This window comes from Colwellia sp. PAMC 21821 (genome assembly GCF_002077175.1).
Taxonomy (GTDB): Bacteria; Pseudomonadota; Gammaproteobacteria; order Enterobacterales; family Alteromonadaceae; genus Cognaticolwellia.
The window spans coordinates 2,807,034-2,832,784 of sequence record NZ_CP014943.1 but is presented as its reverse complement, the minus strand read 5'-3'; the positions used below and the strand labels follow the sequence as shown (position 1 = coordinate 2,832,784).

At 38.8% G+C, this 25,751-nt stretch carries 25 protein-coding genes; 5 read left to right on the top strand and 20 right to left on the bottom strand.

The features are described from left to right. Nucleotides 1-142 precede the first annotated feature (142 nt). A complete protein-coding gene (locus A3Q33_RS12115; RefSeq protein ID WP_081180171.1) occupies nucleotides 143-943 on the bottom strand; it encodes an enoyl-CoA hydratase-related protein in 801 nt (266 codons plus the stop codon). A gap of 67 nt (nucleotides 944-1,010) precedes the next feature. Next, entirely contained in the window at nucleotides 1,011-1,817 is an 807-nt protein-coding gene (gene mazG, locus A3Q33_RS12110) for a nucleoside triphosphate pyrophosphohydrolase (protein ID WP_081180170.1), read from the bottom strand. A gap of 209 nt (nucleotides 1,818-2,026) precedes the next feature. On the opposite strand from mazG, the gene A3Q33_RS12105 reads away from it, so the two are divergent. Then, complete coding sequence (locus tag A3Q33_RS12105; protein WP_081180169.1) at nucleotides 2,027-2,467, top strand: hypothetical protein; 441 nt, start codon at nucleotides 2,027-2,029, stop codon at nucleotides 2,465-2,467. A gap of 199 nt (nucleotides 2,468-2,666) precedes the next feature. Here A3Q33_RS12105 and relA read toward each other — a convergent pair whose 3' ends face one another. Next, nucleotides 2,667-4,868: a GTP diphosphokinase gene (relA, locus tag A3Q33_RS12100; RefSeq protein ID WP_081180168.1), complete on the bottom strand. Its 2,202-nt coding sequence runs from the start codon at nucleotides 4,866-4,868 to the stop codon at nucleotides 2,667-2,669. A gap of 37 nt (nucleotides 4,869-4,905) precedes the next feature. After that, complete coding sequence (gene rlmD / locus A3Q33_RS12095) at nucleotides 4,906-6,222, bottom strand: 23S rRNA (uracil(1939)-C(5))-methyltransferase RlmD (protein WP_081180167.1); 1,317 nt, start codon at nucleotides 6,220-6,222, stop codon at nucleotides 4,906-4,908. Between the two features lie 54 nt (nucleotides 6,223-6,276). Here rlmD and barA point away from each other — a divergent pair, with 54 nt between their 5' ends. Next, a complete protein-coding gene (gene barA / locus A3Q33_RS12090) occupies nucleotides 6,277-9,138 on the top strand; it encodes a two-component sensor histidine kinase BarA (protein WP_231295656.1) in 2,862 nt (953 codons plus the stop codon). A gap of 82 nt (nucleotides 9,139-9,220) precedes the next feature. Here the strand turns inward: barA and A3Q33_RS12085 are convergent, their stop codons facing one another. The 12 genes from A3Q33_RS12085 to rpoE all read right to left on the bottom strand — a co-directional run bounded on the left by A3Q33_RS12085 (nucleotide 9,221) and on the right by rpoE (nucleotide 18,893). After that, the gene (locus A3Q33_RS12085; RefSeq protein ID WP_081180166.1) at nucleotides 9,221-9,466 is read right to left on the bottom strand and encodes a hypothetical protein; all 246 of its coding nucleotides are present in this window, start codon (nucleotides 9,464-9,466) and stop codon (nucleotides 9,221-9,223) included. A 134-nt stretch (nucleotides 9,467-9,600) separates the two neighbouring features. Further along, nucleotides 9,601-9,981, bottom strand: a complete 381-nt coding sequence (gene acpS, locus A3Q33_RS12080) for a holo-ACP synthase (RefSeq protein WP_081180165.1) — start codon at nucleotides 9,979-9,981, stop codon at nucleotides 9,601-9,603. A gap of 24 nt (nucleotides 9,982-10,005) precedes the next feature. Next, the gene (gene pdxJ / locus A3Q33_RS12075) at nucleotides 10,006-10,743 is read right to left on the bottom strand and encodes a pyridoxine 5'-phosphate synthase (RefSeq protein ID WP_081180164.1); all 738 of its coding nucleotides are present in this window, start codon (nucleotides 10,741-10,743) and stop codon (nucleotides 10,006-10,008) included. A 78-nt stretch (nucleotides 10,744-10,821) separates the two neighbouring features. Then, nucleotides 10,822-11,508: a DNA repair protein RecO gene (gene recO, locus A3Q33_RS12070; RefSeq protein ID WP_081180163.1), complete on the bottom strand. Its 687-nt coding sequence runs from the start codon at nucleotides 11,506-11,508 to the stop codon at nucleotides 10,822-10,824. A 165-nt stretch (nucleotides 11,509-11,673) separates the two neighbouring features. Beyond that, nucleotides 11,674-12,585 carry a GTPase Era gene (gene era / locus A3Q33_RS12065; RefSeq protein WP_081180162.1) on the bottom strand — a complete coding sequence of 304 codons (912 nt, stop codon included), beginning with the start codon at nucleotides 12,583-12,585 and terminating at the stop codon, nucleotides 11,674-11,676. Between the two features lie 31 nt (nucleotides 12,586-12,616). After that, entirely contained in the window at nucleotides 12,617-13,306 is a 690-nt protein-coding gene (gene rnc / locus A3Q33_RS12060) for a ribonuclease III (RefSeq protein WP_196797951.1), read from the bottom strand. A gap of 2 nt (nucleotides 13,307-13,308) precedes the next feature. Beyond that, complete coding sequence (gene lepB / locus A3Q33_RS12055; protein WP_081180161.1) at nucleotides 13,309-14,229, bottom strand: signal peptidase I; 921 nt, start codon at nucleotides 14,227-14,229, stop codon at nucleotides 13,309-13,311. A gap of 74 nt (nucleotides 14,230-14,303) precedes the next feature. Beyond that, nucleotides 14,304-16,094: a translation elongation factor 4 gene (gene lepA, locus A3Q33_RS12050; protein ID WP_081180160.1), complete on the bottom strand. Its 1,791-nt coding sequence runs from the start codon at nucleotides 16,092-16,094 to the stop codon at nucleotides 14,304-14,306. Between the two features lie 88 nt (nucleotides 16,095-16,182). Next, complete coding sequence (locus tag A3Q33_RS12045) at nucleotides 16,183-16,659, bottom strand: SoxR reducing system RseC family protein (protein WP_081180159.1); 477 nt, start codon at nucleotides 16,657-16,659, stop codon at nucleotides 16,183-16,185. Beyond that, nucleotides 16,656-17,618: a MucB/RseB C-terminal domain-containing protein gene (locus A3Q33_RS12040; RefSeq protein WP_081180158.1), complete on the bottom strand. Its 963-nt coding sequence runs from the start codon at nucleotides 17,616-17,618 to the stop codon at nucleotides 16,656-16,658. The genes A3Q33_RS12045 and A3Q33_RS12040 overlap by 4 nt, the downstream gene beginning before the upstream one ends. Next, a complete protein-coding gene (locus tag A3Q33_RS12035; RefSeq protein ID WP_081180157.1) occupies nucleotides 17,615-18,208 on the bottom strand; it encodes a sigma-E factor negative regulatory protein in 594 nt (197 codons plus the stop codon). Before A3Q33_RS12035 ends, A3Q33_RS12040 begins: the two co-directional genes overlap by 4 nt. A gap of 106 nt (nucleotides 18,209-18,314) precedes the next feature. After that, nucleotides 18,315-18,893: an RNA polymerase sigma factor RpoE gene (gene rpoE, locus A3Q33_RS12030; protein ID WP_081180156.1), complete on the bottom strand. Its 579-nt coding sequence runs from the start codon at nucleotides 18,891-18,893 to the stop codon at nucleotides 18,315-18,317. Nucleotides 18,894-19,113: 220 nt separating this feature from the next. Between rpoE and nadB the strand changes: the two genes are divergently transcribed. Further along, nucleotides 19,114-20,712 (top strand): L-aspartate oxidase, encoded by a 1,599-nt coding sequence (gene nadB, locus A3Q33_RS12025; protein WP_081180155.1) that lies wholly within the window; start codon nucleotides 19,114-19,116, stop codon nucleotides 20,710-20,712. A 32-nt stretch (nucleotides 20,713-20,744) separates the two neighbouring features. On the opposite strand, the gene A3Q33_RS12020 is transcribed toward nadB, so the two are convergent. Together A3Q33_RS12020 and A3Q33_RS12015 are read right to left on the bottom strand one after the other, a co-directional pair. Beyond that, on the bottom strand, nucleotides 20,745-21,044 hold the full coding sequence (locus A3Q33_RS12020; protein WP_081180154.1) for a hypothetical protein: 300 nt from the start codon (nucleotides 21,042-21,044) through the stop codon (nucleotides 20,745-20,747). A 133-nt stretch (nucleotides 21,045-21,177) separates the two neighbouring features. After that, nucleotides 21,178-21,429 carry an FAD assembly factor SdhE gene (locus A3Q33_RS12015; RefSeq protein ID WP_081180153.1) on the bottom strand — a complete coding sequence of 84 codons (252 nt, stop codon included), beginning with the start codon at nucleotides 21,427-21,429 and terminating at the stop codon, nucleotides 21,178-21,180. A gap of 197 nt (nucleotides 21,430-21,626) precedes the next feature. Here A3Q33_RS12015 and ygfZ point away from each other — a divergent pair, with 197 nt between their 5' ends. Further along, entirely contained in the window at nucleotides 21,627-22,592 is a 966-nt protein-coding gene (gene ygfZ / locus A3Q33_RS12010) for a tRNA-modifying protein YgfZ (protein ID WP_231295654.1), read from the top strand. An 8-nt stretch (nucleotides 22,593-22,600) separates the two neighbouring features. After that, the gene (locus A3Q33_RS12005) at nucleotides 22,601-23,089 is read left to right on the top strand and encodes an FKBP-type peptidyl-prolyl cis-trans isomerase (RefSeq protein ID WP_081180151.1); all 489 of its coding nucleotides are present in this window, start codon (nucleotides 22,601-22,603) and stop codon (nucleotides 23,087-23,089) included. A 79-nt stretch (nucleotides 23,090-23,168) separates the two neighbouring features. Here the strand turns inward: A3Q33_RS12005 and A3Q33_RS12000 are convergent, their stop codons facing one another. After that, nucleotides 23,169-25,133: a RecQ family ATP-dependent DNA helicase gene (locus tag A3Q33_RS12000; protein WP_081180150.1), complete on the bottom strand. Its 1,965-nt coding sequence runs from the start codon at nucleotides 25,131-25,133 to the stop codon at nucleotides 23,169-23,171. A 33-nt stretch (nucleotides 25,134-25,166) separates the two neighbouring features. Further along, complete coding sequence (locus tag A3Q33_RS11995; RefSeq protein ID WP_081180149.1) at nucleotides 25,167-25,520, bottom strand: RidA family protein; 354 nt, start codon at nucleotides 25,518-25,520, stop codon at nucleotides 25,167-25,169. Between the last annotated feature and the right edge of the window lie 231 nt (nucleotides 25,521-25,751).

Sequence of the window (25,751 nt, the reverse complement as noted above, 5' to 3'; positions counted from 1 at the left end):
TAAAGCAAGCTTATAAATGCTTTTCATGGTTAATTACCTAGTGTAAATACACATGTAAAACATTGGCTTAACGCTTAGATATTAATAAGCGTTATCGTCTTAGTTAACCCTTATAAGTCGCATTGAATATCACTAGCGGCATTTATTTTGCCAGTCTTTCAATCATGGTATTTACCGCGGTTAAATGCTCAGGGTTGTTATGACACATGCCCTGAAAAACCGCGCAAATATCAAGAAAATCAGGCAATTCAGTACGTTGTGCTAATTTCATTAAACGTTTTGTTAATCGCAATGAAGCCACAGGCTTGGTCGCTATATCATTGGCAAGTTCATTCACTCTTTCGATTAAATTTTCAGGCTCAACAACATCCAATACAACACCCATTTCTTTTGCTTCTGCAGCATCAATTACACGCCCCGTAAAAGTTAACTCGGCCGCTTTTTGATAACCAATTAAGCGTTGCATAAACCATGCCCCGCCATCACCAGGAATAATACCTAAGTTAACAAAGGTTTCACCAAACTTAGCTTTTGTTGAGGCTATTCTTATATCGCACATATTGGCAATATCAAAACCTGCGCCTATGGCAGGGCCGTTTACTGCAGCGATCACCGGAACTTCTAATTTATGTAATGCTAATGGAATGCGTTGAATACCTTCTCGATAACGTCTTTCTAGGGTTTGCACGTCACCGGCAAAATCTCCCACGCGCTCTGCCATGTCTTTGATATTACCGCCAGAAGAAAACGCCGAACCATCACCGGTAATAATCAGCACTGCAATTTCAGGTGTTCGGTTGATCCATTCGACGGTATTCACAATATCATCGGCTATTGCCGTGCCCGTTAACGCATTTCGGACGTCATGGCGATTAAACGTCAAGGTAGCCACTTTATTACTGAGCGTTATTTTGCTGTCGACTAATATAGGTAGAGAACTCATTTTTACCTCACGTTGCTATTTAATAAACTTTATTAATAATTGGTTCTTATTTAAATTAATATTTGGATTAATATTTGGATTTTTCAGAAATTTTCACTTGTTGCCAAAAGGCTTCAAGTTCGTCTAAAGAATGTTGCTCAAAGCTTTTATCACTATTATTCACTTGTGCTTCAACACCATAAAACCTTTTGGTAAATTTATTGTTAGCTTCGCGCAATAACGCTTCAGGATCTTGCTTAGCGTGTCGACATAAATTAACCACTGCGAACATCAAATCACCTAATTCTTCCGCTAATGCAGTATCATCACGATGTAATTCTGCTTTAACTTCTAAAACTTCTTCTTCAACTTTAGCAAAAACATCATCAATATTGTGCCAGTCAAAGCCGACATGCGCGCAGCGTTTCTGAATTTTTGCTGCTTGTGACAATGCCGGCAAGTTGCGTGGAATATCAGCCAAAATACTTAAATTGCTGTCATTGTTTTTCTGCTGACGTTCTTTAGCTTTTTCATTTTCCCAATTGGCTTTAACTTCAGCGTCAGATTGAAAATCACTACTGGAAAAAACATGCGGATGACGACGGATTAATTTTTCACAAATCGCGCTAACCACGCTGTCAAAATCAAACCGCTTTTCTTCCGCGCCAAGTTGGCTATAAAACACCACTTGAAACAGTAAATCACCAAGCTCTTTTTCCAACTCCGTAAAATCTTCTTGTTCAATCGCATCAACTACCTCGTAAGCCTCTTCGATGGTGTGAGGAATGATAGAGGTAAAAGTTTGCTTTAAATCCCAAGGACAACCGGTTTCAGGGTTACGCAACTCAGACATGATCCAACGAAGTTTTTCTATTGAGGGTTTATCGTTCAACATTGTTAATTATCTTACCTATTTATCTTAGCCGTCTCTACTCACTACTTTGTGAAACTAACGTAACAGCCTATTCATCATAGTAGGCAAATATATTACATTCCTTCTGTTTAAGATATTGGTTATTCGTGATTGTATGTTTTTTGTACTAAGCTTGTGGGGTGATTTAAATATGCAGTAAAAAACATAAACTTTACAAAAGGAAATTAATTATGAAGAAGGCTATTATTTCTAGCTTAGCTTTTTTGTTAACTGTAATGCCGTTTATGATTGATGCAGCAGAACAAAAACCTAAAAAACTAGAGAACGTTCAATATCTATCTATCACTTATACCGATTTTAAACCCGGAAAAGCTGATCGCGCGATGGAAATAATTAAAGATCATTATTTCCCAGCGTCTAAAACTGCAGGCACTCAAGTTCCTTATATTGTCAGGCTGCAAAGTGGTGAATGGGATATGGCGACAGCATGGACTTTAAAGGAAGGCTATTCATCGATGGAATGGGAAATATCTCCTGAAGGAATAAAGTGGATGCAAGCATTCAACAAACAGGAAGGCGAAGAGAAATCGAAAGAAATTAGAGATGAATTTAATAGTTTAATCCAAAGGAGTAATCACGTAATAGGTTACCACCCTATGGATATTAAATAGTTACATAGTTAAATAGTTAAATAGTTAAATAGTTAAATAGTGGCGGTATCAGCCCATTTTTTGCTTTGATTTGATGGGTATATCGACGAGAAATTTTCTTGAAAATGCAATAGCAACCCATTTCAGGGTTGCGTTGCTCAATCATTAAACCTAAGCCTATCTTTTCAACTTTTATGATTAATATAGCTAAACTTACTAGCTATAATCGTTTAACTTCAGCAACATCATCTAACTGCTTTAATTTGGCTAATAATCGCGTTAAGGCTTCGTTATTGGCTATTTCTACTTTAATTGTCATGCTCATGCTTTGCTTGGCGTTATCGGTATTACTTTCAATACCAATAATGCTGACTCTTTCATTGGAAATAATCGTCGAGATATCTCTGAGAAGCCCCTGACGATCACCGCCAATAATGTTGATACTGACTTGATAACTTTTTTTGTTATCTATGCCCCACTGAACTTCCACTTCACGTTCTGGTTGTTGGTTCAATGCGTTTGCGAGTTGCTCGCAGTCAACTCGGTGTACCGAAATACCCCGTCCTTGAGTAATAAAACCTGAAATGTCATCACCTGGCACAGGTTGACAACATTTAGCCATGTGGGTCAATAAGTTGCCAACACCTGAAACAGTAATGCCGTTGTTATCACCGGTTTGTGTGTCAGCTTGTTGAGGTTGGCGGATTAAACTTTGTGGATCAATTTCTTCTTCAGGTTTTGATTTTTCATTCTCTTGTTGTAAACAATGAACCACTTGAAGCAAACGAGTATTTCCAGAGCCTATCGCAGCAAGTAAATCATCCTTGGTAGTAAAGTTAAAACGCTCAATTGCCGCAGACAAATCGACCTTAGCTAAAGATAACTGTAATTTTCCTAGCGCTGTTTCTAACATTTCTTTGCCAGCAGCAAGGTTTTTGTCTCGATCAAGTAGCCTAAAAAAGTGTTGAACTTTAGCCCTCGCACGAGATGTATGAAGGTAGTTTAAGCTTGGGTTTAACCAATCTCTGCTTGGGTTTAGTGTTTTACTGCGCAGTACTTCAACTTTATCACCCGTTTGTAATGTATGAGTAAAGGGCACAATTCGGCCAAACACTTTTGCACCAATACAAGTATGTCCGACATTAGAATGAATATAATAGGCAAAATCGAGTGGCGTGGCACCGCTTGGTAAATCAACCACATCTCCATTAGGCGTAAATACATAAATACGGTCTTCAAACACTTGGCTGCGCAGTTCATCAAGTAGCTCGCCACTTTCTGAGACATCTTCTTGCCACTGCAAAATTTTTCTTAACCAGCTAACTTTTTCATCAAAACCTGAGGTTTTACCACTAGCATTACCTTCTTTGTAACGCCAGTGCGCTGCGACACCGAGCTCAGCGTCATCATGCATTTGCTGAGTTCTAATTTGTATCTCTATTGTTTTACCTTCTGGTCCAACAACAACCGTATGAATTGACTGATAGCCATTGCTTTTTGGCGTAGCAACATAGTCATCAAATTCTTTCGATAAATGCTTCCAACTGGTATGAACTAAACCTAATGCGCCATAACAACCTTGAAGTTCATCTACAATAATGCGCACCGCTCGCACGTCGAATAACTGCTCAAAGTCCAGCGACTTTTGTTGCATTTTTTTCCAAATACTATAAATGTGTTTTGGTCGTCCATATACACAACCTTTTATACCCGACGACTTTAATTGCTGCGAGATATTATCAACAAAATCGGTCATGTAACGCTCTCTGTCGAGACGCTTTTCATCAAGTTGCTTAGCAATTTTTTTGTATACATCGGGGTGCAAATAGCGAAACGAAAGATCCTCTAATTCCCACTTTAGCTGCCCAATACCTAAACGGTTAGCTAAAGGCGCGTATATATTACTGGTTTCTTTAGCCGCTAATACGCGAGTTTCTTCATCGCTATTTTTCACTAAACGTAAGTGACATAAGCGCTCTGCAAGTTTGATAACAACCGCTCTAACATCTTCTACCATAGCCAATAACATACGGCGAACATTATCAATTTGATTAGCGCTAACTTGGCTCGACTGTGATTGATGTAAGGCTTTAATTGCCTCCATTTGCCCTACGCCCTTGCAAAGCAAGTATATTTTCTTAGAGAAATTTTCTTCAATATATTCCAAACTAATGCATTTGAATTCATACAAAGGACAGATGAAGGCTGCACATAATGAGTCGGTATCAAGATTTAATGCGGAGAGAATTTCCACCATCTCTAAAGATTTAATTCGGCAAGGCGTTGTGTCATCAAATAAATCGCTGACTTTTAGATACAACTTTTCTAACGCCGCTTTTTTGTCATCATCTAATTCAAGCGCAACTAGCCATTGTTCAAAACTTGCTTGCGACATTTGATGCGACTTACGTACAGAAACCATGGAACTCCCTACCTCTGATTCAATTTCCTGCCAACACTTATAAGCTAAACATTACCATAGTTTCAACATGCTTTGTTTGCGAAAACATGTCCATTAAGGCAATTTTTTCAATTTTATAACCATGATCAATAAGTAATTTTGCATCACGAGCCAGAGATGCAGGATCGCAGCTAACATAAAGAATTTTGCTAACTTTACACGTCAGTAATTGCGTTAATGCTTGATAGGCTCCAGCCCGAGCAGGATCAAGTAATACCTTAGTATATTTCTGCTGCACCCAAAGTTCATTTTGCCAATCACTGTTCAAATCGGCTTGGTAAAATTGACAATTACTTATGCCATTTTTTTGGGCATTTTCTTGTGCTTTGTTAACCATAGACATAACTCCCTCGATGCCAACAACAGAAGATACCTTTTGAGCAATAGGTAAACTGAAATTACCTAAACCACAAAATAAGTCTAATACGACATCGTTTTCATTTAGCATAAGCCATGTTTGGGCTTGCTCAACCATTTTATTATTGACGAGATGGTTTACTTGGATAAAGTTATCGACAGAGAATTCAATTTTTATTGCATCAGTTAATGAATAAGATAATGTTTTATCTTCCATTAATGGGGTTAGGCTTTTACCGTCATCAAAGTAAACTAACCATTCATTTTTACTGGAAAAGCTTTGCCACAACTGCTTATCTTGCGCTGTCAGTTTGACTAATTGACGCACCAAAACCACATTCTCATTGGCTGCAATAATCTCAACATGACCGATTGCATTTTTGCCTGACACTTTAGCTAGAATATCTTTTAGTTCAGCAAATATATTATTAAATGCTTCAACAAGTACAGGGCAAGATTTAATTTCAGTTAAGTGGTTACTCTCACGTTGGCGAAAGCCAACAATGGGCTCCCCACGTTTATTATATTGCACGCCAATTCTTGCTTTACGTCGATAGTGCCATGGATCACTAACAATAGGGTTCTGCCAAGGCATAAGCTCATTGAGTGCTTGGCGAGAAAATAACTTTGTTATTTTATCTTGCTTATAAGTTAACTGCGACTGATAGTCCATGTGCTGCAAGTTGCAACCACCGCACTGAAAATAATGACGGCACATAACTTCTGCGCGATTAGGACTAGCCGTTATAACCTTTAATAACTTCGCTTTTGAAAACTTACTTTTTTGCTCATACAGCTTAACTTCAACCGTTTCATTGGGCAGCGCACCTTCAATGAAAATTGGTTTTTTCCCCTGAAAAGCGACTCCACAGCCTTGCTGATCAAGATGACGAATATTAACGGTCAACTGCTGTTGTATTTGCGTTTTTTTGGGGCTTGCTTTAAAAAAATTTGCCATAACTGTCTTAGTTTGCCATCAAAGAGCAGCAAAAATTACTTATTAGCTGCTGTGGTGAACGATTATCTATTTGGTATTAGTCTCAATTGTGCCATTATAGCGTTATTAACCCAAAGATTTCACACTAAAGCTCAGCAAAAAATGCATAAAAAAAGCCTGAAAGATTGGGTCATATTACTTACTATCTTTCCGACCACATTAATCAGCTTCACTGTAGCTGGCTACTTATCTTATAGTCGCTATAACGAACTCGATCAGTTTATTTATCAACGTGCTACTAGCATTATATCTCCCCTTGCCATTAGTAGTGCTGAGCCTTTATTAGCGAAAAAAAGAGATAGCTTAAGGACCTTGATAGGCTTTAGCCATCGTAGTCAGTCTGACATTATCAAAAGCATAGCCATTTTTACTAACGACAATCAAATTTTCGTCACCAGTGCTTATCACGGTGATACCCACACCATGCGAATCAAAGCAGGGCAAAGTCTGCCCAAACGTATTCAGTATGATGATCACGGTGACTATCTCATCTATCGCGCGCCCATTATTGACGAGTTTACAACTCATACTAATAATACCGCCTTAGACATGAATATTATTGGTTATATCGCCATACAAATTGATAAGAGTACGATTAAGTACGCTCAACAACATCTGCTAGTTACTGTATTTTTCATTTTACTTGCAGGCTTTATCATCAGCGCATTTTTTGCCTATAAGCTCATCAATAGCGTCACTCGTCCGATATCATCAATGGTCTTAGCCATTGACCGTATTAGAGAAGGTAAAATAGAAAGCCGTATCAGTGGTCAGCTTGTTGGCGAATTAAACTTTTTAAAAAATGGTGTAAATGCCATGGCGCAGTCTTTGGGCGATTATCAAGATGAAATGCAACGAAGCATTGACCAGGCTACGATAGATCTACGTGAAAGTTTAGAGCAATTTGAGATACAAAACGTCGAGTTAGATATTGCTAAACGTAAAGCTCAGGATGCCAATAAAGTAAAGTCTGAATTTTTAGCCAATATGAGTCATGAATTACGGACACCGCTCAATGGTGTTATCGGCTTTACTCGACAAGTATTAAAAACCCCCTTAAGCGATTCACAGCGCGATCACTTACAAACTATCGAACGTTCTGCTGCCAGCCTTTTATCTATTATTAATGATATTTTAGACTTCTCTAAACTTGACGCGGGTAAAATGATTATTGAAAATATTCCATTTTCAATTCGTGAATCCATTGAAGAAACCTTAACTTTACTGGCACCTAGTGCCCATAAAAAGCACATAGAATTATCATTACGCGTTAGTCCTCAGTTGCCTGATTCTCTCATCGGTGACGCCATGCGGATCAAACAAGTTATGGTTAACTTAGCCAGTAATGCTATCAAGTTTACAGATAAGGGCTCCGTAGACATCAACCTTGAAGGCAGCCTTATTGGCAAAAACCTCTACAAAATTAGAGTCACAGTCCAAGACACGGGTATTGGCATTCCAAGTCAGCAACAAAATTCAATCTTTGAAGCCTTTGGTCAAGGTGATAGAAGTGTTACCCGCATTTATGGGGGTACAGGCTTAGGGTTAGTTATCTCACAACGCTTGGCATCTGAGATGCAAGGCAATATTGGCTTTGAAAGTATTGAAAATGAAGGCTCCACCTTTTGGTTTACATTCCAATGTGAGTTAAACACAATACCAACGGTACAGTTACCCATTCCAGAAAGCCTCAGTGGTAAATCAATATTGTATTATGAGCCTAATCCCGCAAGTCGTTTAGCAACAAGTGAAATACTGGCAAGTTGGCAAATGAAACTCACTTGTATTAGTCAACGAAGTGAGATGGACGATCTACTAGCAAATAAAAAAATGCTAGCGTCATTCGACTTTGCCTTAATAGGTCACGATGTGACACCATCAGCGCTAAACGACGTGAAAAAATTTGTTTTTACCCTTAAAGATATTATTCCGTCGATACATTTAGCCATTAACAGCAATTCACCCAGTTTACATGAAGCCTTAATTTCAAGCGGTGCTAAAACTTGTATCAGCAAACCAATAACAATACAGCGTTTAAGTAAAACACTTGTTCCAACAGCAACGCCAGAACGTAATACCCTGATTGAAATTTCAGAGCAAAAAGTTCCGATTAAGGTCCTTGCAGTAGATGATAATGAAGCCAATTTAAAATTAATAAAAGAATTACTGCTTGAGCAAGTAAATGATGTCACCACAGCTACTGACGGCGCTAAAGCGGTAGATTTATGCCGCAATGAAAAATTTGCACTTATTTTTATGGATATACAGATGCCTGTACTTGATGGTATTTCTGCTTTGTCTATTATTCGTCAACAAACACTTAATGAGCACACGCCAATAATTGCTGTGACCGCACACGTCTTTGGAGAAGAAAAAGATAAATTACTCGACAATGGCTTTAACTCATTTATTACAAAGCCGATTGATGAAGGTATGCTTCATCATAGTATTTATGAGTATTGTGACTCGACATTGCTCGCTAATCGCCCTGAACTGATTGTACCCCTGCCTGGACCTGTTACCAGTTCTAGACCTCAAATTATTGACTGGAAGCTTGCATTACAACGAGCAGGACATAAAAAAACCTTAGCCAAAGACATGTTTATTGGCTTAGTTAATAGCTTACCAGAAACCAAAGCAAATATTTCTGAAGCACTTATCTCGCAAGATATTGAACAACTAAAAGTGTTAATACACAAACTAAACGGTGCTTGCTGTTATTCTGGTGTACCCAGCTTAGGCAAGGTAACGCATGAGCTTGAAACGGAATTAAAAAGAGGTATTGGCTTAGATGACTTACAGCCAGAATTTTTTGAGTTTTTTGAGCAAATAGATTTAGTACTGAAGGATGCGGAAGAGTTTATCAAAAAAATATAGTATAAACCGTTGTACTTGAGGTCAATACAACTGAAATCAGTATAGTTTAAAGCCAACCTTTAACGCTGTCAGTAATTAAAAATTAACGTATTTTTATATCTGGAGAGGTATTAATATCACCGTCTTCAGTGATCACAGCAACGCCTGAATCACACATTAACACCGCGAGACTGTGCCCACGTTCATTGCGTACAAAACTTAATTCATAACCAAATTTACCTAAACTGCTAGCAGAAAATTTTTGCGCCAACGAGAGCTTAGTCCACCATATTGATTGCTCTGGTGGTTCTTGACGCCTATCTACAATAGGATATTTTTGTGTCTGCATTACAACTCCCAACTCTACAACTGCGGATTATACATTCAATCAGCTTCATTCAAGTATAGAACATATATTATTGCTAGGTCATAATTTTTTTAGCGTTATTAAATAACGCTAAATATCATACTTATTGAGGGGGACTACTTTGATAGCACGACAAAGGCTGTTGCATATTTCACTTCATCTGAAAGCGATATATGCCATGTACTTGCCCCTAAACTTTCGGCTAGCGTTAACGCTTTTGCGCTGAGCTCAAGGGTCGGTTGTCCAGACGATAGCGAGACGATATCAAAATGTTGAAATGACACTCCGTTAGCAATACCGGTACCTAGTGCTTTAGCCGCAGCTTCTTTACCTGCCCAGCGCTTAGCAAGAAAACGTTCAGGCTGTTTTAACGTTAAATAGTGCTGGTATTCTTTAGTTGTTAAAATTCGCTTCGCTAGACGTTGCTGTGCATTGTCAGCCATGTTTGCAATACGGCGAATATCAACTATATCGGTACCAATTCCCACAACTGACAAATTTTAACCCTCTCAAACGCTAAGTTACGCTAAGCCACGAGCTTCAAGCATTAAACGTTTCATATCTCTAATGGCTTTATCTAAACCATCAATTACCGCACGGGCGATAATGGCATGGCCAATATTAAGCTCAATTATTTCAGGTATTGCTGCTATTGGCTTCACGTTGAAGTAATTAAGTCCATGACCGGCATTAACTTTTAAACCTAAAGAATGTGCATACTCAATACCTTCAACTAAGCGAGCAAGCTCTAGTTGTTGCTCTTCTTCATTTTTTGCTTCAGCATATTGCCCAGTATGAATTTCGATATAAGTTGCTTTACTGATCAGCGCAGCATCAATTTGCTTTTTATCAGCATCTATAAATAAACTAGTTTGTATCCCTGCCCCAGCTAATCTAGCTACTGCTGCATTAACTTTATCTTGTTGACCAGCCACATCTAAACCACCTTCAGTGGTTAGTTCTTCACGTTTTTCTGGCACCAAACAACAAAATACCGGTTTTACATCACAGGCAATATCCAACATTTCATCGGTAACGGCCATTTCAAAGTTCATACGTGTATGTAACGTTTCTTTTAATACATAAATATCTCGGTCTTGGATATGACGACGATCTTCACGTAAATGCACGGTAATACCATCCGCTCCTGCATGTTCTGCAACAGACGCTGCATAGACAGGATCAGGATAATTAGTACCCCGCGCTTGTCGTAATGTGGCAATATGATCTACGTTTACGCCTAATAAAATATCTTTCATATTCAATCCTAATCATGTTTTTGTTTATATTTTAACGTTTAAATTTCTCAAAGCTATGCTGCTAAGCTTTAAGCTTGGTTATGCTTTCTTACTAAATAATTTACGGCTATTCAACGGCACGCCATTGAGTAAGTGGTTAATGACCTGCCTCATCAAATTTTTAAATGTGATGAGTACTTCGGGTGTCGATAAGTCCTGCTGTGCAATAGCTTGCAGATGCAGTCGGTCATAACAAGGCTGCTTTAGCTGTGTGTAAGCGGGTATAAAGCCCTCATCTGGAAGATAATAGAAACCCTGAGCACTATGCTCAAATACTAATGAAAAATCAAAAGAAATTCCCAACTCTTCCATTAGCATCAATTCAAATTCTCGCAAACAAATTTCAATATTACTCGCCTCAGCTAAAGACGTTAAGCAAGTTATATATTGTTGAAAAAGCTCGCCACAGGCAATATTTTCGCCCAGCAATTTAACCAATAATTCATTAATATAAAACGCACTGAATAAAGCATTTTTTTTTAAAAGAAAAGATTTTCCAATCGGCTCTACACGAATCAAGCTTTTTAGGCTTTGCTGCCCTTTTAAAGTAACGCTAATCGGTAAGAAAGGCTGTAATAACGCCTTACGACTCGATTTTGTTGAGTGGCCGACATAGCTTAACGCCGCCAGCTTACCGTCGTGCTCAGTTAACAAGTCAACTAACAGCTGGTTTTCTCGATAAGGTCGAGTATGAAGAACAAAAGCTGACTGGGTAATTTCTTGCATCTACAATCCAAGTTGGTCCAATTATAACGAACTGATCACTTAGCGAGAATTTGAAGATTAATAACAATAGGTGCCAAGTTCATGAATGAACCAAGCACCTATTTTGGTATGGGCTAAGCCTGAATAACTATAATATAAAAAAGTAACGAGTCGAAAATTTTAAAATTAACCCGAATAATCATCGCCGTAGCCTAAGCTTCTTAATGCGCGCTCGTCATCTGCCCAGCCTGATTTAACCTTAACCCACGTTTCTAAAAAGACTTTACGTTCAAATAGATTTTCCATATCTCGTCTAGCTTCTTGGCCGATAACCTTGAGTTTCTCGCCTTTATTACCAATAACCATACGCTTTTGAGTTGTTCTTTCTACTAATATTAGCGCGTTTATATGCAAGATACCTTTATCGTCAATCTTAAACTGTTCAATTTCCACAGTAGTTGAATAAGGTAATTCATCGCCCGTAAAGCGAATTAACTTTTCACGGACAATTTCAGAGGCCATAAATCGACTTGAGCGATCGGTTATATAGTCTTCAGGAAACCAAAAGTCGCCTTCTGGTAATGCATTGAAACAAATCTTCTTGATAGCATCAACATTTTCACCTTTACTGGCTGAAATTGGCACAATATCAGCGAAGTCATGCATTGCACCTAGCTTCTGTAAATGTGGCAGTAAAGTGTCTCTATCTTGTATATTATCAATTTTATTGACCACTAATACACATGGCGCACCACTGTTTTTTATTTTTGTTAGTACCATTTCATCGTCAGATGTCCAATGAGTACCTTCCACTAAAAAAACTACCGTTTCAACTTCTGCCAAGGTACTGCTGGCTGCACGGTTCATTAGGCGGTTAATCGCACGTTTTTCTTCTGAATGAAGGCCTGGGGTATCAACTAACACAGCTTGATTATTACCCTCAGTTAAAATGCCTAATATACGGTGTCGAGTCGTTTGTGGCTTACGTGACGTAATACTAACTTTTTGGCCAAGTAGAGTATTCAGTAATGTTGATTTACCAACATTCGGACGGCCAACAATGGCAATAAGACCGCAATGAGTTTGTTCTGTAGTCATGATTAAATTATCAACTTAATTGTCAAACAAGCTATTTAACTTGTTCGATTAATGCTAAAACCTGCAAAGCGGCTGATTGCTCAGCTTTACGTCGGCTACTGCCTTTAGTAATCACTTCATTCTCAAGCACGCTTGTTGTACAACGTACCGTGAACTGCTGATTATGTGATTGCCCCGTGGTGTTAATTACATCATATTGTGGCAAAGGAATTTTTCGTCCTTGCAAGTATTCTTGTAAACGTGTTTTTGGGTCTTTTTGTTCGTTACCGGGTTTAATATCGGTTAAGCGTTTTTCAAACCAGCTGAGAATAAGTGCCTGACAAGTTGGCAAGTCTGAGTCTAAATAAACGGCACCTATGATAGCTTCTATGGCATCTTCCAGGATCGAATCTCTGCGATGCCCACCACTTTTAAGCTCACCTGGCCCTAAAATCAAATATTGTCCTAAATCAAACGCGCGACCAACCTCTGCTAAAGTAACACCTCTAACCAGACTTGACCGCATGCGTGTTAAGTCGCCTTCGGCTTGTTTTGGGAACTTTTGATACAAGGATTCGGCAATAACAAAGCCTAAAATAGAATCACCTAAAAACTCTAAACGTTCATTATGCGCACCTTTAGCACTTCGATGCGTTAGCGCTTGTAATAATAACTTAGGCTCTTTAAAACTATAGCCAATTTTTTTTGATAGCCGTGCGATAGCGGCAGGAGTATGTAACACAGTTATTCAATTCCGCCAATTCGAGAAAAACGTACGCTTGTTGGTATCCAACGTGGTAAGAAACTATCAGGTGCACGATCAAAATCAAAACTCATCCAGATCGCAACCGCCTCACCGACTAAGTTTTCTTCTGGAACAAAGCCCCAAAAGCGACCATCTAAGCTATTGTCGCGATTATCACCCATCACAAAGTAATGCCCTTTAGGGACAGCAAACTCATTCGCTTGTGTACCACCTTGCTTAAAATAATGCTGTATACGCGGCAGTATTTGCTCATTAACTAATAAGTCATGGGTTTTCTCACCCATAGTTGAGGTGTAACGCGATAAAGGCATGCCTTGATCGTTATAATCAGTTTTATTTTTAAATGTTTGTTCTACTTGTTCAAAGTCAGGGCATTTTTCGTCTGAAGCTAAACACGCGGGTTTGATATATAGAATTTTATTTTTATATATAATTCTATCACCCGGTAAACCGACCACGCGTTTAATGTAATCAATTTGTGGATTTTGTGGATATTTGAATACCACAACATCACCACGTTCAGGCAGGCCAACTTCAATAAACTTGTTACGTACGACAGGATCGCGTAAACCATAGTTAAATTTATTAACTAAAATAAAGTCACCGTCAAGTAATGTTGGCATCATAGAGCCAGACGGTATTTGAAAAGGTTCGTAAATAAATGAACGTAATATCAATACAAAAGCAATAACGGGGAAAATTTGCACGGGGGTATCAATAAAGTAAGGTGCATCAAGAATTTTATCAACAACGTCGTCGCTTAACTCTCCCTCGCATTGTGCTTGCGTAGCCGCCAGCTTTAACTGCCTTTGCGGCGCTAAATAAAATTTATCAGCTAGCCAAATAATACCGGTAATCGCGGTAACAATGACTAAAAATATTGAAAAGTAAACTGCCATATTATTCCTGTTGTTTAGTAATACTAATTTGACTCATTAAGTGTACTATTTTTTTAATGAGTCAAATTGGATAATTATTTATCTAACTTAAGCACGGCTAAAAACGCTTCTTGTGGCACTTCTACATTACCTACTTGCTTCATACGTTTCTTACCATCTTTTTGTTTCTGTAGTAATTTTTTCTTACGAGAAATATCACCACCATAACATTTTGCGGTTACGTTCTTACGAAGCTGTTTGACCGTAGTACGCGCGATAACATTGTTACCAATGGTCGCTTGAATAGCGATATCAAACATTTGACGATGAATCAGTTCTTTTAGTTTTTCAACCAGCATACGACCACGGGCAACTGAGTTTGCGCGATGCGTGATCATGGCTAAAGCATCAACTCTATCACCGTTGATCATAACGTCAACACGTACCATGTCTGCTGTTTCAAAACGAACAAAGTGATAATCTAATGAAGCATAACCTCTACTGGTCGACTTTAATTTATCAAAGAAGTCCATGACCACTTCAGCCATGGGTAATTCATACGTTACCGCGACTTGGTTACCGTGATAAATAATATCTTTTTGGACACCACGTTTTTCTATGCACAAGGTAATAACATTACCTAAATGCTCTTGTGGTACCAAAATATTGGCTTGTACTATTGGTTCACGAATTTCTTCAATATTATTTGTTGCCGGTAAGTCGCTAGGGTTATCAATTGAGATAACATCACCGTTGGTACAGGCAATTTCGTAATTTACGGTCGGGGCTGTCGTGATTAGATCAAGGTCGTATTCACGAGCAAGACGCTCTTGTACAATTTCCATGTGCAACATGCCCAAGAAACCAATACGGAAACCAAAACCTAATGCAGATGAGTTTTCAGGTTCAAAAAATAGCGATGCATCATTTAGGCTAAGTTTATTCAAAGCATCTCGGAAGTTTTCGTACTCATCTGAGCTGATCGGGAAAATACCGGCGTAAACTTGTGGCTGCACTTTTTTAAAGCCAGGTAAAGCCTTGTCAGCTTCTTTTTTAAAGATAGTAATCGTGTCACCTACAGGTGCACCATGAATCTCTTTAATACCCGCAATAATAAAGCCTACTTCACCAGCTTTTAATATGCCCGTGTCTTTTTGTTTAGGCGTAAAAATACCAACTTTGTCGATTATATGGTTTTGTCCTGTCGACATAACCACCATTTTATCGCCTTTTTTAACTTGGCCATTCATAATTCGAACCAATGACACTACGCCTTGGTAATTATCAAACCACGAATCGATAATAAGTGCTTGCAGCGGCGCATCGGGGTCACCTTCTGGCGCAGGAATATTTTCAACAATAGTTTCTAAAACATCCTCAATACCTAAACCCGTTTTCGCAGAACATGTAACGGCACCGGTAGCATCGATACCGATAATATCTTCAATTTCTTCACTAACACGTTCAGGATCAGCTTGTGGTAAATCAATTTTGTTTAGAATTGGAATAACTTCCAAGTCCATTTCGAGAGCCGTGTAACAGTTTGCAACTGTTTGTGCTTCAACACCTTGACCAGCGTCAACCACTAGCAAAGCACCTTCACAAGAAGCTAATGAACGGGACACTTCATAAGAGAAATCAACGTGACCAGGCGTATCGATAAAGTTGAGTTGGTACACTTCACCGTTTTTCGCTTTATAGTCCAAGGTAACACTTTGCGCTTTAATGGTGATACCACGTTCGCGCTCAATATCCATAGAATCAAGTACTTGGGCTTCCATCTCACGTTCTTGTAGACCACCACAATGTTGTATTAGGCGATCTGATAGCGTTGATTTACCGTGATCAATATGGGCGATAATAGAAAAATTTCGAATATGTTTCATAAATGGAAAGTCAAATAAGCTTGTAGTTAATTCAATAATGGCGAGATTTTAGCTAATTTAGCGCTCTGGGGCTATCTTTTGTTGCGATTCAATCAGTGATTTCTGTAATCATGATGTTTTGGTTTTCTCTACGCATAATTTTAGGGGCGAGTTTTGCGCATGTTGCACTTTTAATTTGTTGTCTTTTAGCTAAAGTAAAACCGCCGAAACCACCCATAACTCCGAGTATAATTGCGAAAATTTCATGTGGCAGAATAGTATTAATAACAAGCCATTGTCCAAACCAAGAAGCAATGAGCAAACCTAATATCGGCCATAAATACACTTGCCATGCTGATTGTAAAAGTGCGCTTTCATTTAACCCTAAAACAACCTTGTCGCCAAGTTCTAACGCTAATGATGATTTTAAGGTTAACGACAATTTTTTTTGCGGAAAAGCTTTTGCGACTTGACCACTGCCACAGTTATCTACTTGCTGACAACCACCACAAGCCGATTTTATCAAACTGGTCACGGTGACATTGTCATGATCAATTGCGACAACGGTGGCTTGTTCTTCTATCATGGGGTGGCCTTAGGCGTTAAAACAACAGAGTCAGCAATAGCTTTTGCAGTTTTCGCTGGTATTTTACCCACAACGCTCACTTCAACACCATTCACCACTTGATTCAACACAACGGTTGCACCGTCCATAACATAATCTGTTGCACGTTGCCGCTCTTCACTCTGGTTTACATAGACTGAAACATCGACTAAACCATCATTAAAAAGCATAAACTCAACGGGTTTTTTAGTCGCAGACATACGATGACGATTGGCATTTAGTCGTTGAAATCCCTCAGGTAACCATTTAACTTGCCATTGTAAGGCCTGTTCTTGATACCCTTCTGGAATTTCGATAACGGCCGGTAGTGTTGTTTGTTGCAATTGCAGTAAACTTTCACTTAAATCAGTTGTAATATCTAAATGGGTAAACTGTATTTGCTCTAATAATTGCCCGGTACGATTAGCCAAGGCAAGTTTTAATAACATACCGGTTTTTTGGTCTAACCACAGCCAATGTCCATAACGATAGACATCTTTAGATACAATACGAATTAATTGCGCAGGACGCCCTAAAACGCGACTTCGTCCGACAGAAAGAAAATCGTAGGTTTGGGCAAGTTGAGTTGCACCTTCACGTAAAACAGCAGGAATAGGACCGGTTATTTGTTGTGAAGAGACTGAATAAGGAGGTAATTCTGGCTCAATATAGCTGACAACATCATGCTTTCGAAGGACATCTCTTCGCGGTCCATTTAGCAAAGAAAGAATTTCTAATTCGTTGCCACTGTCATCGACGCCATGAAACCAGTGATAAGGCTCAGCTTGGTTATTTTTCACGACAACAAAAGAAGTGCTAAAGTTAAGTGTTTGTAGAGATTTGGCGAGACGATCAAGCCAAGGTTCGGCTGGTTCGTTTTCATTGGCCGCTACTGATGTGCTAATGGTAACCAATAGCAGCAGACTAGATATTAATTTCATTTAGCTGATTCTTCAGCCTTATCTTGTTGGGCAGTGTTTTTCACATCAACTGAACTTAATTTTACTTGTAGTTGATGATCGGATAATAGCGCTTGAAAACGTCTTTGTTGTTCAATAAAGGCTTGTTTTTCGCTAGTGCGGCTAGTTTGCTGAAAGTTTAAACTTACCGGTTCTGCAATACCACCAAACGGCATAGTTTTAACTACTTGGCTTGCGGGTAACAAAGTATCGGTATCGGCAGTATTTTGTTGTACACCCATGACCATAAGACCAGCCGCTGATGCTGCAATAGCCATTTGCCCAAATGGTTTCGCAAACTGCACTACTTTCGCTTTTAGTTTACCAGCAAAATTATTGCTAGCACGAGGTGCTAAAATCGTTGGTTCATCTGCAATCGCTTCGGCTATTTTCGACGATAGATCAAGATTAATAACATCAGAAGTTTCACCGCGCATTACATCACCCATTAAATGGTAACGTTGCCATGTCGCTGACAAGTGTGAGTCATTGAGCATTTCCTCAAATAATTCATCATTTTGCTGATAATTATCAACAATCGACGATACTGTCTCAAACTTATTTTCACTCATAAAGACACCTTAGAATTCTAACACTTCATTAATTACTCAACAAAAAACAAAATTTTGTCAGGTAATACACTATTTACTATTGCTACGTTAATGACTATTTAACTTGTTACTGTTGTAATAATGGTCTGATTTTTTTATCTACGGCATCACGTGCCCTAAATATTCTCGAACGCACCGTACCAACAGGACATTCCATAATCGTTGCAATTTCTTCGTAACTTAAGCCTTCTAGCTCTCTTAGGTTGATCGCTGTACGCAAATCTTCCGGCAATTGCTCTATAGTCTTAAACACAACTTCTTTTATTTCATTTGTCAGTAATAACTTTTCTGGTGAGGCATTTTCACGTAAGGCATCACCAGAGTCATACATTTCTGCATCTTCAATTTCAATATCTGAGCCTGGAGGTTTACGACCTCCGGCAACTAAATGGTTTTTCGCACAATTGACTGCTATGCGGTATAACCAGGTATAAAAAGCACTATCACCTCTGAAATTTGGTAAAGCTCGATAAGCTTTAATAAATGCTTCTTGCACTACATCAGGTACATCACTATGGTTTTTAACATAGCGTGAAACCAAATTTGCTAATTTATGTTGATATTTAATTACCAGCAGGTTGAATGCGTTTTTATCACCACGTTGCACCCGCTCAACCAACTTTTGGTCAACGTTCTGTTCGCTCATTTGAGCCGTATCTCCTACTCACCATTATTTAACTTATCTACATCTGGTTTACATCTGGCTCATAGCAAACGCAACAAGTAGGACTAGCCTTGTGTTAAAAAGTTCGATAAATATTGAAAAAAATTAAAATTTATTTATAAAAATAGTTTTATGCTGTTCTGTAACTACAATAAAAGCTAATATTGAGTTATCAATTATTGTACATTAATTTCAAGAATATATGAATCAACAACACAATTGTGACGTTTTAATTATCGGTAGTGGTGCAGCAGGACTAACACTTGCCTTGCATCTTGCTAAAAATGCCGACGTGATCATCCTTAGTAAAGGCCAAATTAACGATGGTTCAACGTTTTATGCACAAGGCGGCATAGCAGCCGTCTTCGATGAAAATGACAGTGTTGCATCGCATGTTACCGATACTTTAATAGCAGGTGCAGGCTTATGTGACGAAGCTGCGGTGCAATATACGGTTGAAAACGCTAAAGATTGTTTAGAGTGGTTGATTGATAAGGGCGTTAATTTTGATAAAGATATTCCTGCTGCCAATGGTGATATTCGCTATCACTTAACTCGAGAAGGCGGTCATAGTCACCGTAGAATTTTGCACTCTGCTGATGCTACGGGTCAAGCGATACAAACGACACTCGTATCACAAGTTAAGAACCATAGTCGTATTCGGGTGTTTGAACGATATAACGCGATTGATTTGGTTTACCAAGAAAACCAAATAAGTGCCAAGCGTGAATGCATAGGCGCTTATGTTTGGAACCGTAATGACGAACATGTCGAACGCGTTTTTGCTAAGAAGATTATTCTAGCAACAGGCGGTGCCAGTAAAGTCTATCAATATACGTCAAATCCAGATGTTGCGAGTGGCGATGGCATTGCCATGGCATGGCGTGCCGGTTGTCGCGTCGCCAATATGGAATTTAATCAGTTTCATCCAACTTGCTTATTTCACCCTGAAGCCGGTACGTTTTTATTAACCGAAGCACTAAGAGGCGAAGGCGCAATATTACTTCGCCCTGATGGCAGTCGATTTATGCCCAGCTTTGATGAGCGCGCTGAATTAGCCCCACGTGATATTGTTGCCCGCGCGATTGATTTCGAAATGAAGCGTCTTGGTGCTGATTGCATGTATTTAGATATCAGTCACAAATCAAGTGACTTTATTAAGCAGCACTTCCCGACAATTTATGAACGCACATTAGCCCTAGGTATCGACATTACCAAACAGCCTATGCCTGTTGTTCCAGCGGCTCATTATACTTGTGGTGGTGTAATGATTAATCAACAGGGTCAAACCGATATTGAAAACTTATATGCTATCGGAGAAGTTGCTTATACCGGACTTCATGGCGCTAATCGTATGGCAAGTAATTCACTACTAGAATGTCTCGTATTTGCAAGAGCTGCAGCCATTGATATCGAAAAACATCTTGACCTGACAAAGCCCTCTATACAGCTACCGCCTTGGGATGAAAGCCGTGTAACCGATTCTGACGAAGAAGTTGTCATACAACATAACTGGCACGAGCTACGATTATTTATGTGGGATTTTGTTGGTATTGTCAGAACCACAAAACGATTAGAGCGAGCTTTGCACCGAGTTGAACTCTTACAAAGTGAAATTGAAGAGTATTATTGTAATTTTAGAGTCAGTAATAACTTATTAGAATTACGTAATTTAGTGCAGGTGGCTGAATTGATCATAAGGTCAGCATTAAGTCGTAAAGAAAGTCGAGGTTTGCATTATACGCTTGATTATCCGGACCTATTACCCAAAGCGGAAATAACTATTCTTAATCCTTTATAAACCTTAGGTTTATTTGATGATTTTTGCTTAGGTTACCTTTGCGCCCGCATTATGCTGCGGGCCAAACGCGCCTGATCTTCACAAGACAAGCTGTCTTTAAAAATAAAGTATTGAGTATCAGCAAAATTATTCGCGCTGAACACTAACCAATAACCCCACAAATTAATCTGTGAATTCGCCGATATTTGCAGGGCTGCTTGCCCGCTAAATTGGCATTCGCCGGTGTCTGATAAAACAAAACTCGTTGCGTTTTTGTCTTCACTTGAGGTAAACAACTTAAGCCATTTATTTATCACTAGCACAGGGAGTTGCTGAAATAAAAAAATAAACAAAACTAATACCAGTGTAATTAATAGTCCAAGCCAGAGCTTAAAACCAATAAAAATCGTTAAAGCAATATAGCTAAAGCCAACATAAAATAATAAGTTAAATATCGCCCTATGCGCAGAAGGCGATATGTTAATATTATACCTTAACTCGCTGTAATATAAGCTGCACCATGGCGTTGAGTTCTTTATCTTCACAAGTTTCGTGTCCCATAAACCATGCAAATAATTCAGGATCTTGACACACTAATAAACGCTCAAAAGCCGCTTTATCTTCAATGGATAGTTCATCGTACGCTTCTTCAACAAATGGCATAAAAAGTACATCTAACTCTAGCATACCGCGTCGACAAGCCCAGCGAAGTCGAGGTTTATTGTCTGTTAATGTCATACATAACCCTAATTAATAAAATATCGTCGTATTCTATCAAAACCAAAGTTAAAATAGCCACGAATTGATCATAAAATTAGCTAGGTTTGTAGTATTAAAGTAGCAGAAAAATAGCACATGTGGTTGTAATTTGAATAAATGTCCTCACCTATGAAGTTAATAGCCTTTTTTCAGCATTATTGCGGATGATGAACATAATGAATAATAACTTACCAAGTTATGACGAATTACCAGAAGTATTTGCCATTAACCTTAATAGTATTGGCGCTATTACGTTAGCCGGTGAAGAACAAATTAAATATCTCCAAGGTCAAGTAACCTGTGACGTAGCTAGCCTGGCGAATGAAAAGTTACTCAATGGTGCTCATTGTAATGCGAAAGGAAAAGTATTTTCTGCATTTCGTTTACTCGAGCGCGACAATAAATTTTTCCTAATACAGCCGATAAGTTCAATCACACAATCATTAGCAGAGCTAAAAAAGTTTGGTGTATTCGCAAAGGTTGAAATTGTAGAAGACACTGAACTGGCTTATCTCGCGATTGCAGGCCAACAAGCATCCGTAAAAATGGCGGCGTTATTTCAACAAGTACCTGACGCACTATCGCCAGTAATACATGAAAATAATACCACCTTGGTTTACATTGCTGGCAATATTGACCGTTACCTTGTTATTGATAATGCGGCGAAATTATCGACCTTTACCGCCACATTAGATTGCCCGGTATATAACGATGCAGTTTGGAATTTACTCGAGATAACCGCCGGTTTCCCACTATTATCCCAGCAGTATGTTGCGGAATATGTGCCACAAATGCTAAACCTGCAAGCAATTAATGGTATTAGCTTTACTAAAGGCTGTTATTTAGGTCAAGAAACGGTTGCGCGTATGCAATACCTAGGTAAAAACAAACGCGCTCTATTTGCACTTACAGGCAAAGATATGGAGGCTAGTGTAGGTGATATTATCGAGAAAAAACTCGGTGAAAATTGGCGAAAAGCCGGTGACGTATTAGCCACTTATCAAGCAAGTGATCAACAGAGCTATATTCAAGGCGTTTTAGCGAACGATATTGATGATGCTACCGAACTCAGAATTAAAGCACAAACCTCAAATTTAACCTTATTACCTTTACCTTATAAATTAAACACAGACATTGAATAGGACATAATATGAAAATTACCGACAACAAAGTTGTTGTACTGCATTACGCGGTATCTGATAGCGAAGACACCTTAATTGATAGTTCATATGATCATAGCCCATTGGCCATTATTCAAGGCTCTAACTACCTTATTCCTGGCTTGGAAGAAGCGTTAGTTGATCACGAGGCAGGTGATAAATTCGAAGTTGAAGTTAGTGCAGATAATGCTTATGGTCAACGTGAAGATGGATTTGTGCAAACCGTACCAAAAGCTATGTTTGCTGGTATTGAAGATCTAGAAGTCGGCAGTCAACTACGAGCCACTACTGACGATGGTGAGCAAACCGTTATAGTGATTGACGCACAAGAAGACGAAATTACGGTTGACGGTAATCACCCATTAGCAGGTATTGACTTAAAATTTGATGTTGAAATTTTAGAAGTTCGCGATGCGACTGAAGAAGAATTAGAACACGGTCATGTTCATGCTGAAGGCGGTTGTGGCCATAGTCACTAACTTTTGAACTCTAGTTTTAGTTTTATAAACTAGACACAAGATTAAAAACGAAAGGCACTGAGAAAGTGCCTTTTTTGATCTAGCTTTTTACTTTTAAGCAATTGACGACTTGTGCTTTAATTTCTGCATAGCGCATATACTGACAAACGCCAAAATAACTTAGCTGCCGTACTTTAGCACGGGTAAACAGCGGTACACTCATACCCGATAAAAATCGACAAATAGTGTCAATAGATAACATATCCGCAGGCTGTGCTGTAGTAGATTTTAACCCAGCAAAGTGCTGTTGCAGCTGCAAAATAGCAAGCCCAGTAGTGTCTGGATTCACTGCTTGATGTTTACTCGAATAAGGGAGTGTTGCCACCTGCCCTCGGCAAACCGAACAATGTCCACAGTTTATCGGTGCTTGTTGATCATCAAAGTATTGTGCGAGTTGTTGGGTTAAACAGCGATCACTTTGAAAGAATGCAACTAACTTACTTATTCGCGCTATCTCGGCTTGTTCTTTTTCAAGAAAGTAATGAGTAAGCGTGTCGACCAACTCACTATTGTCTAACGCTGCCATGTTGACACTAAAGACTTCAGTGGCCTTCTTAGTTTCCAGGACAATATGTTGCTGTTCTGCTAAGTATTCTAAGGCGGAAACAATCCTTTTTCTTGGTGCATTATAGCGAGAATGCATTAGTTCGAAATCAGGTTCACCCCAGATTTTTTTCATTTTTGCACAACTGAATACTTGTGCTAAAAATTCATTTCGATCCGCATTAAATAAATTTACAACCTGCTCTTTTGGCGTAACAAATTTAAATTTAAAATCAGCAAAATAACTAAACTTAGCGTCAATAACACCGAGTAACTCTAACTGAACCAGCAAGGTTTTCAGCGGTAGTTGCTTAATATTACTAGCATTTGACAAACTCAGTACTTGTAATTCCCATTGGCTATTTTGTACCTCACTTCGTATGTTTTGCAAAACATACTCGATACTTGCACGCTCAGGAGTATCGGCATAAACAAAGTTTTCTACCGTGTGAATCCCATCAAGGTTAGCTAAGGTAAAGCACTCGGCATTGCCTTTATCTCGGCCTGAACGACCAATTTCTTGACTGTAATTTTCAATTGATTTTGGTAAGTCGTAATGTATAACAAAGCGAATATCAGATTTATCAATTCCCATACCAAAGGCGATAGTCGCGACGATTATTGGGGTTTTCCCCTGCATAAAATCTTGCTGAATTTGCTTACGCACATCATCTTTAAAACCGGCATGATAGGCCTTGGCTGATATGCCTTGTTGCTGTAAAAAGTCAGCTACTTTTTCAGCACTTTGTTGCAAGGTAACATAAATAATACCGCAGCCATTTTGCTGTCGAATTAAATCGACTAGCGTTTGATTTTTTGCGACTTCCGCTACCGGCAAGACAGATAAGTCTAAATTACTGCGATAGAAACCCGTTTGTACTATGTGCTCTTGATTTATGGCAAACTTATTAGCCATATCAAGCTTAACTTGTTTAGTAGCAGTCGCCGTAAGCAAAAGCACCAAAGGAATATTAAGCTCTTGTCGGTAACGCGGTAACTTTAAATAGTCAGGTCGAAAATTGTGCCCCCACTCTGAAATACAATGGGCTTCGTCGACTACCAACATAGAGATAGCGATGGATTCAATAAACTGACGAAAGCGTTCGTTTTTGAAACGTTCAACCGACACCATTAAAATTTTAATTTTACCTGCGCGAACCTCTCGGTTAATTTGCTGGCTCTCTTCAAATGATTGTGTTGAATCGATACTGGCCGCTGGAATGCCTTTAGTATGCAAAAATGCCAATTGATCCTTCATTAAAGCCAATAACGGTGACACTACTAACGTTAAATGCGGTAAGTTAATTGCAGCTAATTGATAGCACAGTGATTTACCTGCACCGGTAGGAAAAATAGCTAATGAAGAATCGCCATTAAGCAATTGCGTGATGGTTTGCTCTTGGCCGATTCTAAAGTCGTCAAAGCCAAAGATAGTTTTTAATGATTGCTGTAACGTCGACATATAGAGCCTATTTAATTTAAATCTATCATTAGCTTACTGTATTTCAGCAGCAACCACACTTATTTCAACTAAAAGCACATCTCTTGCCATTGCCGCCTCGACACAAGCACGCGCTGGTGCATAACCATCAGGAACCCAAGCATCCCAAACGGCATTCATTTGGGCAAAATCAGCCATAGTTTTTAAATATATGGTTGCAGAAAGCATATGTTGCTTTGAACTACCCGCCGTTATTAGTAGGGTTTCAACCTTATCTAACATGGTTTGCGTTTGCTCGGTAATATCTTGAGTAGCATCGGCACAAACCTGTCCACACAAATAAATAGTACCATTGTGTTTAACAATGCGACTCATACGAGGTTTAGTTTCTAATCTTTCAATATTCATCATGATTTCCTTGATAGTTTTAAATAGAAAACCCCAAGGTTTAAGCCTCAGGGTTTTATAATTTTCATTTAGAAATTACTTGTTCATAACTACAAATAAACATTCAAATTCTAATAAACTTAACTTCTAAACGCAGGAAGAACATTCAAATTCAAGGCGGTCGCACGGAGCCTAGTTTACTAGGTGAGTACTTCCAACGCAGAAGTTGAATGTTATAACCAGTTTAAGACA